This is a genomic window from Flavobacterium sp. TC780, assembly GCF_056783245.1.
Map to the genome: position 1 here is coordinate 1 of NZ_JBXBAV010000090.1, position 16812 is coordinate 16812.

Sequence of the window (16812 nt, forward strand, 5' to 3'; positions counted from 1 at the left end):
TACGTATTGCTAAGGTTAATACATGCTCCTGTTGTTAGGGAGGCAGCACCTGGGGTTCCACTACTGTAGGGTAACGTAGTACTAACACTTAAATGATCTCTTCGATCTCCAGTTTCGTATGTTTTTTTGTTCAGATCAAAACAATTTGGGGATTCAATATGATCATAAATACCGTCATTATCATCATCGACATCTAAAATATCTACAATTCCATCACAATCAAAATCATTTGGACAGCCTGTCTGTTGCCCATATATCGCAGAGGTGAAATTCAATATAAAAAAGAAAACAAAAGAAAAAAATAGCTTTTCTTTATTTTCTTTTTTATGAAATATCGTAAAAAGATTCATTTTATTCATTGGTTCCGATATTATTTGACCACAAGGACAATATTCATAAAATCACTATTGTCACTATTAGCTTGAGCATCTTTCTTCACTTTATAGGTTAAAATGCCCTCTGGACTTACTTTTACATCTTCAAAAACAATATCACTATAAGAGGTTACATAATAATATAGATCCTGTGCCTTTCCAAAAAAAGGAATTTGAGACGGTGCGCCATCACTTTTTACTACTGGATTGGAGAATTGTTTTTTATACTCTTCAAATAAATTGTATTTACCGTTTGTAATAGTAATATCCAATGCTATTGAGGGCATATAAAAGAATTTTACAACATTACCGCTAATGCAAATCCAATCAGCTGCCTCAGGGGTACCAATATTTTGACTCAAACACTGTTTGTCTTTATTGTAAACCAATAAACCGTTAGCCGGGTTTTTGATAGATGAGGTAGCATTACTATTTGTTAAACCAGAAACTCTGGGAATTAACACTCCTGAATCCTCACTTTTTACATCTAAAGAAGAACTCGGATCAGGGGTAAAGGTGCCTATACCAGTACCTTTGTGTTGAGCAAATAATGGTAAAGACATAAAAAGTGACATAATTAGCAGTAATTGAAATAAGTAATTTGTATTCTTCATTGTAGTATATATTTGATTTTATTATATAGCAGGAACTTTACATTATTTTGGTAAAACAGGATCAAAGGCAAAATCTTTTTAAATAAAAAAAACTTTTTTTATTTAAATTTTTTAGATAAGATGTTAGTGTAATGACTATTAAATTATTTCGTTGGTAGAATAGCAAGATAAAAAATACACTTACGTTATAATCTGGTAGGATTTAGATGTACCATAATAGTTATGGATATAAATTTATTATTGTTCTAAAGGGAGTGCAAAAGTAGAATAGAATTTATAATTAAGAATATTTTTTAGTATCACTATTTATCACAGTGATGATTTATTTAATTAAATTCCTTTAAAAACAATGCTTTATGGATATGGAGTGTAGTTTTTTGTTTTCCTTTTTTTAAGTCAATAATTTTTGGAAGGTATTAGCCAGGGGAGGATAGAATAATTTTTGTAATCAGATAAAATGCAAACGGAGTCCAAAAGAGGTATCATCCAGATGGGAAAATTATCGCCTGAAGAGCCCCTTAATAAGAGGAATCACTAACTCACTGCTCACTGGATTTATCAATTAAATAAGCCCAAATATTTAAAGCCCAAATATCAATAGGAGTCGTTAGTTCATTACCTGCTGAAACAGCTCTGTTCATGCTTTCATCCCATATAAAAACAACTCTGCCTTCATATCCTCCCATAATTACTCCACCTATTCCATTTGCTGTTGTTGCAAAAATCTTAGATCCTGATGGCACTCCTGTAGTAGGAATAGAAAGTACCAGAACCTGTTACGCTATTAATTTTGGTTCCGTTAGGTACGGTACCAAAAATGCCTGAATTAATAGGGTCTGAGTTAACTGTTGCATAGGATGCTCCCGAACCTAGAGTTCCCGTACCTCCAAACGCGGTCCATAAATTAGGGTGTAAATTAGCATCGCACCATACATAAAGAATACCTCCTAACTTAACATAATCTGTTATATTAGTAACTTGAGCTGCTGATAACGGTATATATGAAATATTTAATATCTCATATTGTTCTTTTAAATCACTTCCTCTTAAATTTGCGTTGAAATCAGTAATTATTGGAGTAGGACCTTTCATGCCTAATTTGGCTATGTTTAAAAGTTTAGCACGTATTTTGGGCATTTCATTTGAAGAGATACTATAACTTCCATATCCTCCTATTCTTAGCTTACTGGATATTGTACAATCTAAAGTACATACAATGCCTCCTAGATTAATTGAAAAACTGGCGACTCCTTTGTTGCTATGTGGAGTTCCCGTAATACTGAAAGTAATACTACCAGATCCATTAGCAAATTTACCTGCTTCTATTGTTGCAGTAAGCCCGGTAACACCTGTAGAAGAAATTGATGAAGCACTGTAAGACTTACCATTTCCTTCGGTATAGGATAATGTAGCGGTTCCTGTATAAACTTCGCCACCTTCTATAGATGCAGGATTTAAAACAGTAGAAGCACAGTCTAATTGAGGTAGTATTACTGGTGGATTATTTCCACAAGCATTATACCACATTGTGTCGTTATACCATTCAAGACAGTTTTTTGTGATATTGTAGATAGTTAATCCTGCTGTTATCGGATCAGGAATTAGATCGCGTTGAGCAGTAGTCATTCGGGGAATTAAAAGACCTTTATGATTACTTTCTAATTCTAAGATAGCATTTTCGTTTGCGACAACAGAACTGACTATAGTGCCATCTTTAATTTTAGTCTGACTAAAACTGATAATTCCCGTTAATCCTATATAAGTGATTAAAATAAATTTAAATATATTGTGTAATTGTTTGTTCATTATTTTATTAAATATATTTCGTGTATAATATCTTCTATATTACGATACGAGTCATAAATTTTTAATGATGTTTTGGTGATAAAATAGGAGTGTAAGAAATATAAAATCCTTTATCGTAATCCCTAAGATTCGTCATTCAGATGGTTAAATTTTTTCCTGAATAAACACCCTTACCAAGGGGAATCATTTCTAACTTACAGCCCCCTGGCTTTATCAATTAAATAAGCCCAAATATTCATAGCAAAAATATCATTAGGAGTCGTTACCTGATTACCTGCTGAAACAGCTCTGTTTAAGCCTTCATCCCAGATAAAAACAACCCTGCCTCCATATCCTGCCATAATTACTCCACCTACTCCACCTCCATTTACCGTTGTTGCAAAAATTCTAGATCCTGATGGGGCTCCTGTAGCAGGAATATAACCAAAAGTTTCAGCTCCACTAATTAAAGTGCCGTTAGGCACGGTACCAAAAATGCCTGAATTAATAGGGTCTGAGTTAGCTATTGCATAGGATGATCCCGACCCCATACTTATACCTCCCGTACCTCCAAACGCGTTCCATAAACTATTGTGTGTACCATCACACCATACATAAAGAACACCTCCTAAGTTAACATAATCTACTATATTAGCTTGAGCTGCTGATAATGCTGTATATGTAACATTTAATATCTCATATTGCTCTTTTAAAACATCTCCTGTTAAATTTGGGTTAAAACTAGTAATTGTCGGAGCAGGACCTTCTATGCCTAAATTAGCTATGTTTAAAAGTTTAGCACGTATATTAGGCATGTATTGAGAAGCGATGTTAAAGTCTCCCCATCCTCCTATTCTTAATTGATTGGGTATTACCTTACATTCTAAAGTACATACAATGCCTCCTAGATTAATTGAAAAACTGGCGATACCGTTGCTATGTGGAGTTCCCTTAATACTGAAAGTAATAGTGCCGGATCCATTAGCAAATCTACCTGCCTTTATTGTTGCAGTAAGCCCAGTAACACCTGTAGAAGGAATTGATGCAGCATTGTAAGGCTTACCATTTCCATCGGTATAAGATAATGTAGCTGTTCCTGCATAAACTTGACCTCCTGCTACAAAAGCAGGATTTAAAACAGCAGAAGCACAGTCTAATTTTGGTAGTACTACTGGTGGATTATCTTCGCAAACATTATACCACAGTGTGTTGTTGTAGAATTCAATACAGTTTTTTGTAATATTGTATATAATTAATCCTGTTGGTATCGGATCAGGAATTAGATCACGTTGAGCAGTAGTCATTCGCGGAGGTAAGAAACCTTTATTATTACTTTCTAATTCTAAGAGAGCATTTTCGTCTGAGATAACTGAACTAACTATAGTAGCATCTTTAATTTTAGACTGACTAAAACTAATAATTCCTGTTAATCCTATATAAGTGATTAAAATAAATTTAAATAAATTGTGTAATTGTTTGTTCATGATTTTCTTAAATATATTTCGTGTCTAATATCTTCTATGCTACAATACGAGTCATAAATTTTTAATGATAAAATAGGAGTGTAAGAAATATAAAACCACTATGTCCTTTGTCTTATCGTAATCCCTAAGATGCGTCATTCAGATGGTTAAATTTTCTCTTGAAGAAACCCTTGCTAAGAGGAATCATCCCTAACTTACAGCCCCCTGGATTTATCAATTAAATAAGCCCAGATATTTAAAGACCAAATATCTGTTATAGTATTTACTTGATTACCTCCTGAAACAAGTCTGTTAATGCCTTCATCCCAGATAAAAACAACCCTACCTCCATATCCTGCCATAATTACTCCACCTACTCCATTTGCCGTTGTTGCAAAAATCCTTGATCCTGATGGGACTCCTGTAGTAGGAATATAACCATAAGTATTACCATATCCACTAAGTTGCGTTCCGTTAGGCACGGTACCAAAAACACCTGAATTAATAGGGTCTGAGTTAACTGTTATATATTGTGCTCCTGAACCTATACCTCCCGTACCTCCAAACGCGTTCCATAAATTAGTGTGGTAACCTGCATCGCACCATACATAAAGAACACCTCCCAGGTTAACATAATCTACTAAATTAGTAACTTGAGCTGCTGATAATGGGGACCATGAAACATTTAAGATCTCATATTGTTCTTTTAAAATATCTCCTGTGTAATTTGGGTTAAAATAAGTAATTGTCGGAGCAGGACCTTCTATGCCTAAATTATTTATGTTTAAAACTTTAGCATTTATACCAGGCATGAATTGAGGAGAAGCAATGTCATAACTTCCCCATCCTCCTATTCTTAACTGGTTGGGTATTACCTTACACTCTAAAGTACATACAATGCCTCCTAGATTAATTGAAAAACTGGCGATGCCGTTGCTATGTGGAGTTCCCTTAACACTGAAAGTAATACTCCCGGATCCATTAGCAAATGTACCCGCTCCTATTGTTGCAGTAAGTCCAGTAACACCTGTAGAAGGAATTGATGCAGCACTGTAAGGCTTGCCATTTCCATCGGTATAAGATAATGTAGCTGTTCCTGCATAAACTTGGCCACCTACTATAGAAGCAGGATTTAAAACAGTAGAAGCACAGTCTAATTTTGGTAGTATTACTGGTGGATTATCTCCACAAGCATTATACCACATTGTGTTGTTATAGAATTCAAGACAGTTTTTTGTAATATTGTATATAATTAATCCTGTTGGTATCGGATCAGGAATTAGATCACGTTGAGCAGTAGTCATTCGCGGAAGTAAGAAACCTCTATTATTACTTTCTAATTCTAAGATAGCATTTTCGTTTGGGGTAACTGAACTGACTATAGTAGCATCTTTAATTTTAGACTGACTAAAACTGATAATTCCAGTTAATCCTATATAAGAGATTAAAATTAATTTAAATAAATTGTTTAATTGTTTGTTCATAATTTTCCTTAATATATTTCATACGTAATAGCATCCCGTATTACGATATTGTCTTTAAATTCTAAATGTTATTTTAGGGGGGAAATTAGGAGTGTAAGAAATATAAAGAGCCTATGTTTTTTGTTTTATCGTACTCTAGAGCTATAATCTCACTTCTTCTTTAAGTTTGATTTGCATAGGTAGTAAAGAAATAGATTTGTAGAAAATTATTACTATCACTATTTATCACATGAGTTAAAAAATAATAATCACGAGCTGAAAATAACATTTAATTTCTTGCTCTATATTTTTTTAAATAAATGAAGGAGTGCTAATTGAGAGGTAAAAACTAGGATTTAAGCTAGATTATGATTGAAAATTTATTTTTTCAGTAAATAGTTTTACGGCAAAATAAAGTCTGTTATGACAACGTAATTAATTAAATTTAATTAGGCACTGCCAGAAAATAATTTAGAAAATATAACCGGATTTTTAAAGATTCATCATCCAGATAGTAAGATCCTCATCTGAATAAACCATATTAAATTTTTTTCTTAATCGGTATTTTCTAGTTTCAACAGCTCCTACTGTTGAATTTAGATTTTGTGCTATTTCTTTTGTTATAAATCCTAAACGGATCATAGCACAAAATAATAAATCATTATAATTAAGTGGGACAATGGCTTTTTGATTTAATTTATCATAAAAGTCGGGTTCTAACTCCTGAAATTTAGTATTAAAAGAAGGGTCTTTATTAATTGCTAATTGCAATACTTCTTGTAAAGTCAGTTGCTAGCATAAGTTAAGCGTTCTAATTCTTCTTCTTTTTCATGAAGTAACTCGACTTTGTATTTTTTTGTCTTCTTTTTGCCTTTTTTAATTTTTTAATTAAAAAGTATAATATAATGCCTATAGCTAGCAATGTGATACAGATGAAACTAATAAAAATTACCTGAGAACTCTCGGAAAATCGTCATCATGCTTTTTCTCAATATTTTTTACAGAGACTTCCAAGGCTTCTCTTTCTAATTGATTGATTTCTTTGTTTATTTTGGTATATTTATTTTGGTACTCTTTTGATTTTTGATCATTACCTAGAATATCATAGATTGCTGATAATTTAGAATAAGTATTACTCAAAATATAGCTTTGGTTAGCTGCTTTAGCTTTGTCTAATATAGATTCAAAATAATAAATAGCGGAATCGTAGTCTTTTTTACCTAAATAAACATCTCCTAAGTTTTTTTGAGCATTACGTTTAAGTATAGAGGTATCATTTTTGTCTAGCATTTTTAAGGGTTTTATCAACATAGTATGCAGCAGAATCATATTCTTTAATCTTGAATAAAACGGGAGCTTATGTTTAAATTAGCCTGTGCTATAGATCTTTTTTTGCCCTCTTCCTGTCCTGTTCTCTGCTCAAATTCTGAGATGCATTTCCTGTAATAATAAAACACAGAATCGTTAGTCTTATCCTGTTTTAGCAATGGTAATTGCAATAGAATTGTAAATATTTGCTTTAATACTGTGTTTTGAATCTTTGTCTTTAATTTTATCAGCTACATGTAACCCCCTGTTAAATTCATTTCTGGCTCTTTGATAAAGACCTGTTCTGCTGAAACAATCTCCTTTTAAACGGAATATGCCAATAAATAAGGTGCTGTCTTGTATTTTAGGTATTTCTTTTTCTGCAAGAGCAATATATTCTAGTGCGGATTTAAATTGCCCTGAAAAACAATAATCAGCGATAATTCACACATAGCCAGAAATAATTCCAGAAGCATAATTTATTTTTTCAGAATTTTTTTAATATCCAAAGCCAGTGGCTTTGTTTTAGCATTCATAGCATATATATATTTTCTCACCTACTGTGAGTAAACTATCGATCTGTCCTTTGGTATAGGTTTGAGAGAAAACAATAGTGTTAGAAACGAGGAATAGAAAAAAAATAATTGAAGCCGTTTTTTTCATTTTATTATAGTTTGTCTAAATATAAAATTATCTATTACAGTCACCCTATAGATTGCTTTCTGGTTTGTTTTAGTATTTTACTTGCAACACCTTTTTTGGCGTTTTTTGATGCCATCTTTATAAGAATAGCTACCAATTGGGCTGAATTAAAAACAAAATAACACAGACCACATTAGCACAAAAGATATTTTTTTGTAAATAATTATAAAAAGTAGTACTCCTACAACAAAATCGAATGGATCAAAATAAAATAAAGAAAAGTGATTTTCCTAATTATTGAATAAATAAACATGGAATTAGTAAGAATGAATTTCTTTTTCTGAAAATAATTTTTCTTTATTCAGCTCATTTTAAGCCAATAATTATTTGATAAACGAGTTATTATTTAACCAATTGTTTTTTCATTTCAATATTAAAACTGAATTGTTCTTCAACTGGAATTTCTCTACGGCTATTTTTATTGATGTCTTTCCCTTCTTGACTCCAGAGAAAAGGATAGAAATTAAAAACTTTATTCCCATCTAATTTAGAAACTTCAGCTTGCCAGTTGTTCCATCTTTGGTTGCGGTAAAATTCATCCAAATCATTATTGAAGCAAAATATTAAAAACTCGCTATATGTTATATCAAGAGGTTCATATTCTAAATTGTCTGGAGCAAAATAATAGATATTCCCCAAATCAGTTCCTAAATCACCTCCATTTAAAATAAAAAATCCTCCAAGAGCATCATCAGCAACTAATAATAACCTCGGATTTTCTCCAAACTCTTCAGTAAATTTTTCAACATTCCAGTCGGGTAAGGAACGATTTAGTTTTTCATTTCCTGAGCCAAGAATTCTAATCCAGCCATTATCAACCAATATTCCACCAGTACTAAAAATAATAGCGCCCATTGGGGAACGTGTAGAAACTTGTGTTTTATATAATGCCTCTTTTGCCTTTGCAGCATCAACTGCTAAGATTTCTACTTTATTTTTGGCATCATTAATCCATTCGGCCACGATTGGCCAGCCTGGATCTGTAGTGTTTATTAATTCTTCGACGTCTCTCATTTCACATCTCACATTTGATATCTCATCATTTCACCACTTTTAATACCAGTGATTATCTGATAAATCAGGTTCAGCATAATTTATAATCTTGTTTTCTTCTAACTCGATTAATTTTTGTCGGATAGGTTCGTATTTTAAAGCTGCAGGAATCTGTAGTACAAAATAGTCCTTATTGAATTTTTCAGACTCACAGCCAAGTTCATTAAATACTTCGCGTAAATCGTTTATTTGAATGTTTTTATCTAATACAATAACTTGAATTGTTGAATTTCCCGAATGCTCAATAGTCTGTTTGTAAACCAATCGTTCTTCATCTTCATCAAATTCTGCAAAGACAATATCTTCACAAGAAACGGGTGCGTAAAACGGAATATTATCCAATTTATACAACCCATTTTCTGCGTTAATTGTTGTTGCCCATAAAGTTTCTACAGCCGATTCGTTAAGGATTTTACTGAAAAATTTAAAAACTATTTTGACATATTTGTCTTGTTCTTCTGCCATTGTATTTAAATGCTATCGTTTTATTATAATTTATCGCCCCATTCGCTTGGGTCAAAAGGTTCGAATTCTCTTTCGGAAAAGGCTTCAGTTAAAATTCCAGAATTACATAACCAATTTATAGTTTCTTCGAGTGTTTTACCTGCTTTGTATATCATTTCACTATTTCTTGGTAAAACGAAATACTCGTTTTTGTAGAGAATAATTTCGTCACCGTCAAATGTATCTCCAATCCTTACAGATTCTAAAACCTGCTCTTTTGTTAGAACAGCAGCTCCTTCATCCCAAAACCAATATTCGTTAATTCTTTTTTTCCATTCATCAACAGTGAGTACAATCGTTTCAGGAAGATAGATTCTTACGTACGTTCCACCCAGAATTCCGCTTCCGTACGTTACAACATATTCTTTATAATTGTTGTCAAAAGTAATGTTTAAAGTTTGTTCGCAAGCCTGAATGTCTTCATCATCAGCAAGAAACAAGTCGGTTCTGTGGGTGTTGTAATTCGGGATTACTTTATAGTTATCGAAGTTCATGCGTTTTGTATTTATAGTAGCTAAGATATGGCTTTTTTTATTGTTGAGAATACTCTTTTTCTGCAGAAAAGCCGTAATCATAAAATTGTGATTACGGCTTTATATTAAAAAAAAGAGATTCATTTATTCGACAATAAATCTTTTAGGGTAATTATCAATACTTTCGATTTCAAAGTATTCATCAAAGTCTTTCTGCTCGGTAATTTCATAATAATGGGTAAGCCTTGATATAAAAGTTTCTAAATTTAGTGATATAACATTTCTGTCGTTTTCATCATGCCAGAACTCAATTAGTTGTCCTTTATTTTCTGTGAAAGTCCCATGACAATCATAACAAATATAATCTCCACCACCATTATGGAAAATAGGCAGCCATTTTTCATTCCACCAATTTTCAATTTCAAAATCAGTTCCAATCATCGAAGTATTTTCGGCTGCAATTTGCAGTGTTTCTTCTAGAGGTATAAACATCGAATTATTCACAAATGATTCAAATGAATTATAGTTTTGTCCATTCTTCCATTTGTAAAGCAGTCTTAGATCAATTGGGATTTTAATTTTATATTTTTCTTCTAATGCATTTATTTCTAAATCATTCAAAGGTTCTTTTAACACTTGGTAATAATCGGTTCTTGTTCTTGCTATCTGAGAATCTAATTTCCGAATTGTTTCTATTATACTTTCGTTATTTGAATTATGCATTTAAATATGTCTTACGTTGAAATTATAAATGTAGTTTTTAATTATAAAACCGGAGTTATTATAACGAACAAAAGCCGCAATCACAATTTTGCGATTACGGCTTTTATCAACTATTATTTGTGTATTACACCAATTTTGCAGCTACAAGGTATTCCGCAATTTGAATTGTATTAGTTGCTGCACCTTTTCTTAAGTTATCAGCAACAATCCACATGTTTAGTGTGTTTGGCTGGCTTTCGTCACGACGAATACGGCCTACAAAAACATCATTTTTACCTTCGGCATATAGTGGCATTGGGTAGGTAAATGTGTCAAGATTATCTTGAACAACAATACCATCAGTATGATGTAAAATTTCGCGTACTTCGTTTACATCAAAATCATTTGTGAACTCAACGTTTACCGCTTCACTATGACCGCCAACAACAGGAACGCGAACCGCAGTTGCAGTTACAGCGATAGTGTTGTCGCCAAGAATTTTTTGTGTTTCACGAACCAGTTTCATTTCTTCTTTGGTATATCCATTTTCTTCAAAACTATCGCAATGTGGAATAGCATTTCTGTGAATAGGATATTTATAAACCATTTCGCCTTTCACACCAGCGTATTCATTCTCAAGTTGTTTTACTGCTTTTACACCCGTTCCTGTGATAGATTGGTAAGTAGCAAAACAACGATTCTTTTAATATCGTATTTTTTGTGCAAAGGAGCCAACGTTAAGACCATTTGTATAGTCGAACAGTTTGGGTTTGCTATAATTTTATCTTCTTTGGTTAGGGTAGAAGCATTAATTTCTGGAACGATCAGCTTTTTTGTAGGATCCATTCTCCAAGCCGATGAGTTATCGATAACAGTAGTTCCTGCAGCAGCAAATTTTGGAGCCCACTCTAATGAAGTTTCACCACCAGCAGAGAAAATTGCAATATCAGCTTTAAGATCAACTGCAGTTTGTAATCCAACAACCGTATAATTAGTTCCTTTATATTCGATTTGTTTACCAACTGATTTCTCAGATGCAACCAAAATTAATTCTGTAACAGGGAAATTTCTTTCTGCCAACACTTTTAGCATTACTTCGCCAACCATACCGGTAGCGCCTACAATCGCTATTCTCATTTTTATATTTTTTATTGTGAATGTTTGTTATTTGAAGTGCAAAAATAGGTATAATGAAGTTGAAAACAAGCGGGTTCACAAAAAATAACAAAAAGTTGCATTTGTAACAAAAAAGAAAAACCGTTCAGATTTTGAACGGTTTAGTTAGACAATAGTGTAGCGGATTATTTCTTTAATAAATCTCTAATTTGAGTCAATAATTCTTCTTGCGTAGGTCCAGCTGGAGCAGGTGGGGCAACGTCTTTTTTCTTGGCATGATTAATCCCTTTGATTATCAAAAATAATACAAAAGCCACAATAATAAAGTTAATTACTGCCGAGATAAATAAACCATACTTTACACCTCCAAAAGCAGTTAATTCTTCTATTGTAGATAAATGCGCAGCATCCAATGCAGGTTTTAATAGCAATGGTGTAATTACATCTTCGATGAACGAGCTCACAATTTTACCAAAAGCAGCTCCAATTATGACACCCACAGCTAAATCTACCACGTTGCCCTTCATTGCAAATTCCTTAAATTCAGATAACATTCCCATAATTGATATTGTTTAGTTTAAAATTTTTCTCATTCGAAAATAAGTAATATTTTGCATATTTTAATTAATTATGAATAAAAATATTACTGACGGAAAAATACACGTTTCACACGTTGCGAAATACTAGTTAGGATTTCATAAGGTATAGTACGTAATTCCTGTGCCATTTCGACAACAGTTGGGCTTTCGCCAAATATGACCACATCGTCACCTTCTTTACAATCAATGGCACTTACATTTACCATGAGCATATCCATGCAAATGTTTCCAACAATACGTGCTTTTTGCCCTTTTATAGTTACAAAGCCCACTCCATTACCCCAAAGTCGGGCAATTCCATCGGCATAACCAATCGGAATTGTAGCGATTCGGGTTTCTTTTTCGGCCATAAAGCGTCGCCCGTAACCTACGCTATCATTAGCCGGAATAGTCCTTACTTGTGAAATAATCGATTTTAATGTGCTTACATTTTCTAAATATTTTTGTTCAGCAGGATCATTAGATACTCCGTATAAACCAATTCCTAAACGGACCATGTTATATTGTGCCTGTGGAAAATTGCTAATTCCGGAAGTATTCAGAATATGACGAATGGGATTAATATCTAATGCTATCATTAATTTAGAAGAAAGTGTCTCAAATAAGTCAATTTGAGAAAGAACAAAGTCAAAATGTTTTACTTCATCACTAGTTGCTAAATGGGATAATATACTTTTTACTTGAACAGTTGTATTTCCTTTTAGAGTAGCTATTAATTCGTCGATTGTATTGTCTTCAAAACCCAATCGATGCATTCCAGTATCTAATTTTATATGTATCGGGAAATGATGTAATTTTTTCTCTTTAGCAATTTTTAAAAAGGCATTCAATCCTTTCAGGCTATAAATTTCGGGTTCTAATTGATGCTGAATAATAGCCGAAAAAGTAGTCGTTTCGGGATTAAGCACCATAATAGGGAGTTTGATACCGCCGTTTTTAAGTAAAATTCCTTCATCGGCAAAAGCCACACCCAGATAATCTACTTTATGATGTTCAAGTAATTTAGCAATTTCAAGTCCACCGTTTCCATAACTATAGGCTTTTCCATCACCATCATTTTGGTGCTTGGGTTTATTTTAGATTTATAAAAATTAAGATTATGACCAATGGCATTGAGATTAATCTCCAGAATTGTTTCGTGTGTTTTCTCTTCAAGCAGTGCAACAATTTCTTCAAACTGGAATGAGCGCGCTCCTTTTATAAGAATGGTTTCATTTTCAAAATCCAATGATTCATAATGTGCAATGAATGTTGCCGTATCAGGAAATGTTATGCAATTCGAAAATTTATCAGCAAATTTAGAAATTGTTGAGCCAATACCAATGACACGGCTTATTTTATTAGATTCGATAAGTTGAGCCACTTTCGAATATAATTCGTCATTTGTAAATCCGCTCTGAAGAATATCAGATAAAATCACGGTTTTTTTCTTGAATTTATGCTGACTTTCCAGAAAATCTAATGCGATTTTTAGCGATTGAAAATCCGAACTGTAACTATCATCAATTATACTGCAGTTGTTGATTCCGTTTTTTACTTCCAAACGCATTTCTACAGGATATAATAAGTGCATCCGGTTTTCGATTGTAGCCGAATCATATTTTAAGTACAACAAAACCATCAGACACGAAATAGCATTTTCTATCGAAGCATCGTCTTGAAATGGAATTGTAAATTGGTTTTTTTCGTTCTTATATCTGTACTCAATTAAAGTACTTTCGTTATGAGTTTCTTTTGTAGCGATTAAAACATCGGTATTTTTATCAGTAAAACTCCAACAAAACAGCTTTCTGGAATCCAACATATATTCGGCTGCAAATTGGGTTAGACAAGAATGAACCACTTCATTTTTCTGATAAATAATTACAGGAGTTTCTTTAAATAAAAGTAGTTTTTCATCTATCTTTTGAACAAGATTTAAAAAGCCTTCGTCGTGAGCCGAACCAATATTGGTAAGAAGTCCGATAGTCGGTTTGATAATTTTTTCTAGTTTATCCATTTCAGAAACCATCAAAATTCCAGCTTCAAAAATACCTAGATTGTGTTTTTCGTTAATTGCAATAACAGACAACGGAACGCCAACCTGAGAGTTGTAGCTTTTGGGACTTCTTATAATGTTATGGTCAGGACTCAATAAGAAATTAAGCCATTCCTTAACTATCGTTTTACCATTGCTTCCTGTTAATCCGATAATAGGAAAATCAAAAAGACTGCGATAATATGCAGCCACTGCCTGTAAAGCCGTTAGTGAATTTTCGACAACTATATAATTAGCTCTTTGTGTATAATTTTCAGGAATATGTGTTACCACAAAATTATGAACACCTTTTTCGATTCAATAGGAATATAGTCATGCGCATTATTGTTTGGTCCGCTTTAAAGCGAAAAATAAAGATTTTAGGTCCATTTTTTGTAAAGAACGGCTATGGAATAGAAAGATGGTCGATGTTGATGTCGGAATTGCCACCAAACCATTTAGCATGAAGTATTTGAATTATGTTTTTAAGATTTATAGGCATTGAATTATGAAGTGTTTTATGTTGGATGTTTTTTGTAAAATGTGAAATGGTAGTTGTGATGAATTAGAAAAACATATTCCTGTTTCTGAAAACATAAAAATTCAAAAGAGTTTTTTAATATTTGTTTAAAAATGCAATTATTGCGGTGATAAAGATTATCTAAAAAGGGAAAGCGGATGACACGGTCCCCGATAGCTCAATGTCATTAAGTTAAGCTTTTTTTAGCCAATGATGATTAATTATTTTCTCGCAAAGTCGCAAAAGCGCAAAGATTTTAGGTCTAAACTTGGTGGCTTGGCGACTTTCGAGATTTATTCCGAACAGTATCAAAGTTTTTTTTCTTAACTTAATGACATTGCCCGATAGCTATCGGGATACTGAATAAAGACGCCGAATAAAAGCGGATTTTTTAAAAATGATAAGATAAAAATCTGTTTTTATCCGCGTTTTCGCCTTGGCGATCTTCATCATCTGCGTTCCTTGATTTCGTGTCGTAAAGATTATCTAAAAAGGGAACGCGGATACGCTGATAAAAAACCGCTTCATCCGCGTTCCTTAATTTTAGTTGCTGTTAAAATTTTGAGCATTTTATAGAAAGTCATATATTTTTTTATATTTGTTCAACACAATAAAATCAAGCCGTTGAAAAAGATTCTTCCAGCAATTTCTTATTTATTCCATCCATTGTTTATTTCGATGTATGCGAGTATATTTTATCTTTTTTTTAAAGAAGATGCATTTGCCAATGAGGAGAAATTCTTTATTCTTTTTCAGATATTAATTATTACGGTTTTGGTTCCAATATTATTTTTCTTGCTGCTTCGTTCAACAGGAAATGTCGATTTCGATTATGATTCATGAAACGTCACAACGCAAAATTCCGTTGGTGCTTCATTGTTTTTTAATTATTTTGTTAGTTAAGCGTAGCGTAGTGATTATGCGATATCCAGAGTTGCATTTTTTCTTTTTAGGAGCATTGTTTAGTACAATAATTGCATTGATATTGTCTTTTTTTAAATAAAAGCCAGTTTGCACATGATAGCTATTAGCGGATTAACGATTTTCGCAATTGGTTTAAGCCGACATCTTGAGATTGCCCACATATGATGTATTGGGTTGCCTTTTTCATATTAATGAATGGTTTTGTAGCTTCATCGCGCTTAGAAATGAATGCTCATACAAATAAGGAATTGGCTATAGGATTACTGGTTGGGATAATTCCGCAAATACTATTTTTAGTTTTTTGGTTATAGAATATAAAAGATTATACCAATATTCATTGTTCTCATATCGATACTTTCATTACTTGTTTTTGCGGATTTAAATAAAGGTTTTAAACCATAGTAAGCATAAATATTCCAAGTATTAAATCCTGCTGACATATACACGCCGTATTGGAATTTTTCGAAATCACGATTGTTTTTAATAGTTACTTTTTGTTCCGAATCTTTGTAAACAGATCGGTCAAATAAAACATAGCTAAATTTTATACCACCATATATTCTCCAAAATTTATAACTCTCGAAAGTGGAGGTACGCCATCTGAATTCAATAGGGAAATCGATTAAATATTGAGTGAATTTGTTCGAGTTAACATTCGAATAATTTACTACATTATAAATAGGAGCATCGCTCGTACCAGTAATAGCAAGATTCTGAAAGTAATTTTTGTAGCTCAAACCTAAGCCTGCTGCAATTGCAACGTTTCTATTTTTGTTAATAGGCATGTCTCTTAAAAAACCAAAGCTTAATCCTGCGGAAAATTTCTTTTGCGACAGCCCCTCTGGAGCATTGTTTAATGCATTATAGGTAATAGCAAAATAAAACTGATCTTCTCGATATAGAGAGTCAATTTTTACTTTTGGAGCTTCAGTAGCAGGAGTTATTTCTTCCTGAGAAAAAACATTCAGAAACGATACTAAAAATAAACAACTAAAAAATAATCGCATTTTGGATTTTGGTTTTAATGATTGTTCCAAGAGTATAGGGGGGATTTTAGTATTATGAAATAAACTATACAAATATAAGATTTTGAAGGTTCAGTTTTGATTTGATTGTGGTTAATTTTTTTGCCACTCCCGATAGCTAGGTGCTGCCTCCCTAACAACAGGAGCATGTATTAACCTTAGCAATACAT

The 16812-nt window shown here is 32.7% G+C and carries 14 protein-coding genes and 3 pseudogenes; 1 reads left to right on the plus strand and 16 read right to left on the minus strand.

Features of this window, described 5'->3' with window-relative positions; all coding sequences use genetic code 11:
* From AC1RYN_RS09195 to AC1RYN_RS09265, 15 genes and pseudogenes are all read right to left on the minus strand, one after another.
* A pseudogene (locus AC1RYN_RS09195) lies at positions 1 to 275 on the minus strand (hypothetical protein); the annotation flags it as partial.
* A 95-nt stretch (positions 276 to 370) separates the two neighbouring features.
* Positions 371 to 988, minus strand: a complete 618-nt coding sequence (locus AC1RYN_RS09200; protein WP_481806730.1) for a hypothetical protein — start codon at positions 986 to 988, stop codon at positions 371 to 373.
* Between the two features lie 539 nt (positions 989 to 1527).
* Positions 1528 to 1731 carry a hypothetical protein gene (locus AC1RYN_RS09205; RefSeq protein ID WP_481806731.1) on the minus strand — a complete coding sequence of 68 codons (204 nt, stop codon included), beginning with the start codon at positions 1729 to 1731 and terminating at the stop codon, positions 1528 to 1530.
* Positions 1715 to 2794: a hypothetical protein gene (locus AC1RYN_RS09210; protein ID WP_481806732.1), complete on the minus strand. Its 1080-nt coding sequence runs from the start codon at positions 2792 to 2794 to the stop codon at positions 1715 to 1717. The genes AC1RYN_RS09205 and AC1RYN_RS09210 overlap by 17 nt, the downstream gene beginning before the upstream one ends.
* Positions 2795 to 2988: 194 nt before the next feature.
* Positions 2989 to 4257, minus strand: a complete 1269-nt coding sequence (locus AC1RYN_RS09215; protein WP_481806733.1) for a hypothetical protein — start codon at positions 4255 to 4257, stop codon at positions 2989 to 2991.
* Positions 4258 to 4451: 194 nt separating this feature from the next.
* The gene (locus tag AC1RYN_RS09220) at positions 4452 to 5720 is read right to left on the minus strand and encodes a hypothetical protein (protein ID WP_481806734.1); all 1269 of its coding nucleotides are present in this window, start codon (positions 5718 to 5720) and stop codon (positions 4452 to 4454) included.
* Positions 5721 to 6191: 471 nt separating this feature from the next.
* A complete protein-coding gene (locus AC1RYN_RS09225) occupies positions 6192 to 6470 on the minus strand; it encodes a helix-turn-helix transcriptional regulator (protein ID WP_481806735.1) in 279 nt (92 codons plus the stop codon).
* A 177-nt stretch (positions 6471 to 6647) separates the two neighbouring features.
* Positions 6648 to 6989 (minus strand): tetratricopeptide repeat protein, encoded by a 342-nt coding sequence (locus AC1RYN_RS09230; protein ID WP_481806736.1) that lies wholly within the window; start codon positions 6987 to 6989, stop codon positions 6648 to 6650.
* Positions 6990 to 8051: 1062 nt separating this feature from the next.
* A complete protein-coding gene (locus AC1RYN_RS09235) occupies positions 8052 to 8723 on the minus strand; it encodes a DUF2625 domain-containing protein (RefSeq protein ID WP_481806737.1) in 672 nt (223 codons plus the stop codon).
* A 39-nt stretch (positions 8724 to 8762) separates the two neighbouring features.
* A complete protein-coding gene (locus tag AC1RYN_RS09240) occupies positions 8763 to 9227 on the minus strand; it encodes a DUF4265 domain-containing protein (protein ID WP_481806738.1) in 465 nt (154 codons plus the stop codon).
* 23 nt (positions 9228 to 9250) lie between these two features.
* The gene (locus AC1RYN_RS09245; RefSeq protein ID WP_481806739.1) at positions 9251 to 9760 is read right to left on the minus strand and encodes an SMI1/KNR4 family protein; all 510 of its coding nucleotides are present in this window, start codon (positions 9758 to 9760) and stop codon (positions 9251 to 9253) included.
* A 123-nt stretch (positions 9761 to 9883) separates the two neighbouring features.
* Positions 9884 to 10462, minus strand: coding sequence for an SMI1/KNR4 family protein (locus AC1RYN_RS09250; RefSeq protein ID WP_481806740.1), 579 nt, complete (start codon positions 10460 to 10462; stop codon positions 9884 to 9886).
* Between the two features lie 124 nt (positions 10463 to 10586).
* A pseudogene (locus AC1RYN_RS09255) lies at positions 10587 to 11578 on the minus strand (aspartate-semialdehyde dehydrogenase).
* Positions 11579 to 11742: 164 nt separating this feature from the next.
* Positions 11743 to 12117 carry a large conductance mechanosensitive channel protein MscL gene (mscL, locus tag AC1RYN_RS09260; protein WP_481806741.1) on the minus strand — a complete coding sequence of 125 codons (375 nt, stop codon included), beginning with the start codon at positions 12115 to 12117 and terminating at the stop codon, positions 11743 to 11745.
* 83 nt (positions 12118 to 12200) lie between these two features.
* A pseudogene (locus AC1RYN_RS09265) lies at positions 12201 to 14675 on the minus strand (bifunctional UDP-N-acetylmuramoyl-tripeptide:D-alanyl-D-alanine ligase/alanine racemase).
* A 642-nt stretch (positions 14676 to 15317) separates the two neighbouring features.
* Here AC1RYN_RS09265 and AC1RYN_RS09270 point away from each other — a divergent pair.
* Positions 15318 to 15536 carry a hypothetical protein gene (locus AC1RYN_RS09270; RefSeq protein WP_481806742.1) on the plus strand — a complete coding sequence of 73 codons (219 nt, stop codon included), beginning with the start codon at positions 15318 to 15320 and terminating at the stop codon, positions 15534 to 15536.
* 386 nt (positions 15537 to 15922) lie between these two features.
* On the opposite strand, the gene AC1RYN_RS09275 is transcribed toward AC1RYN_RS09270, so the two are convergent.
* Positions 15923 to 16654 (minus strand): porin family protein, encoded by a 732-nt coding sequence (locus AC1RYN_RS09275; RefSeq protein WP_481806743.1) that lies wholly within the window; start codon positions 16652 to 16654, stop codon positions 15923 to 15925.
* Between the last annotated feature and the right edge of the window lie 158 nt (positions 16655 to 16812).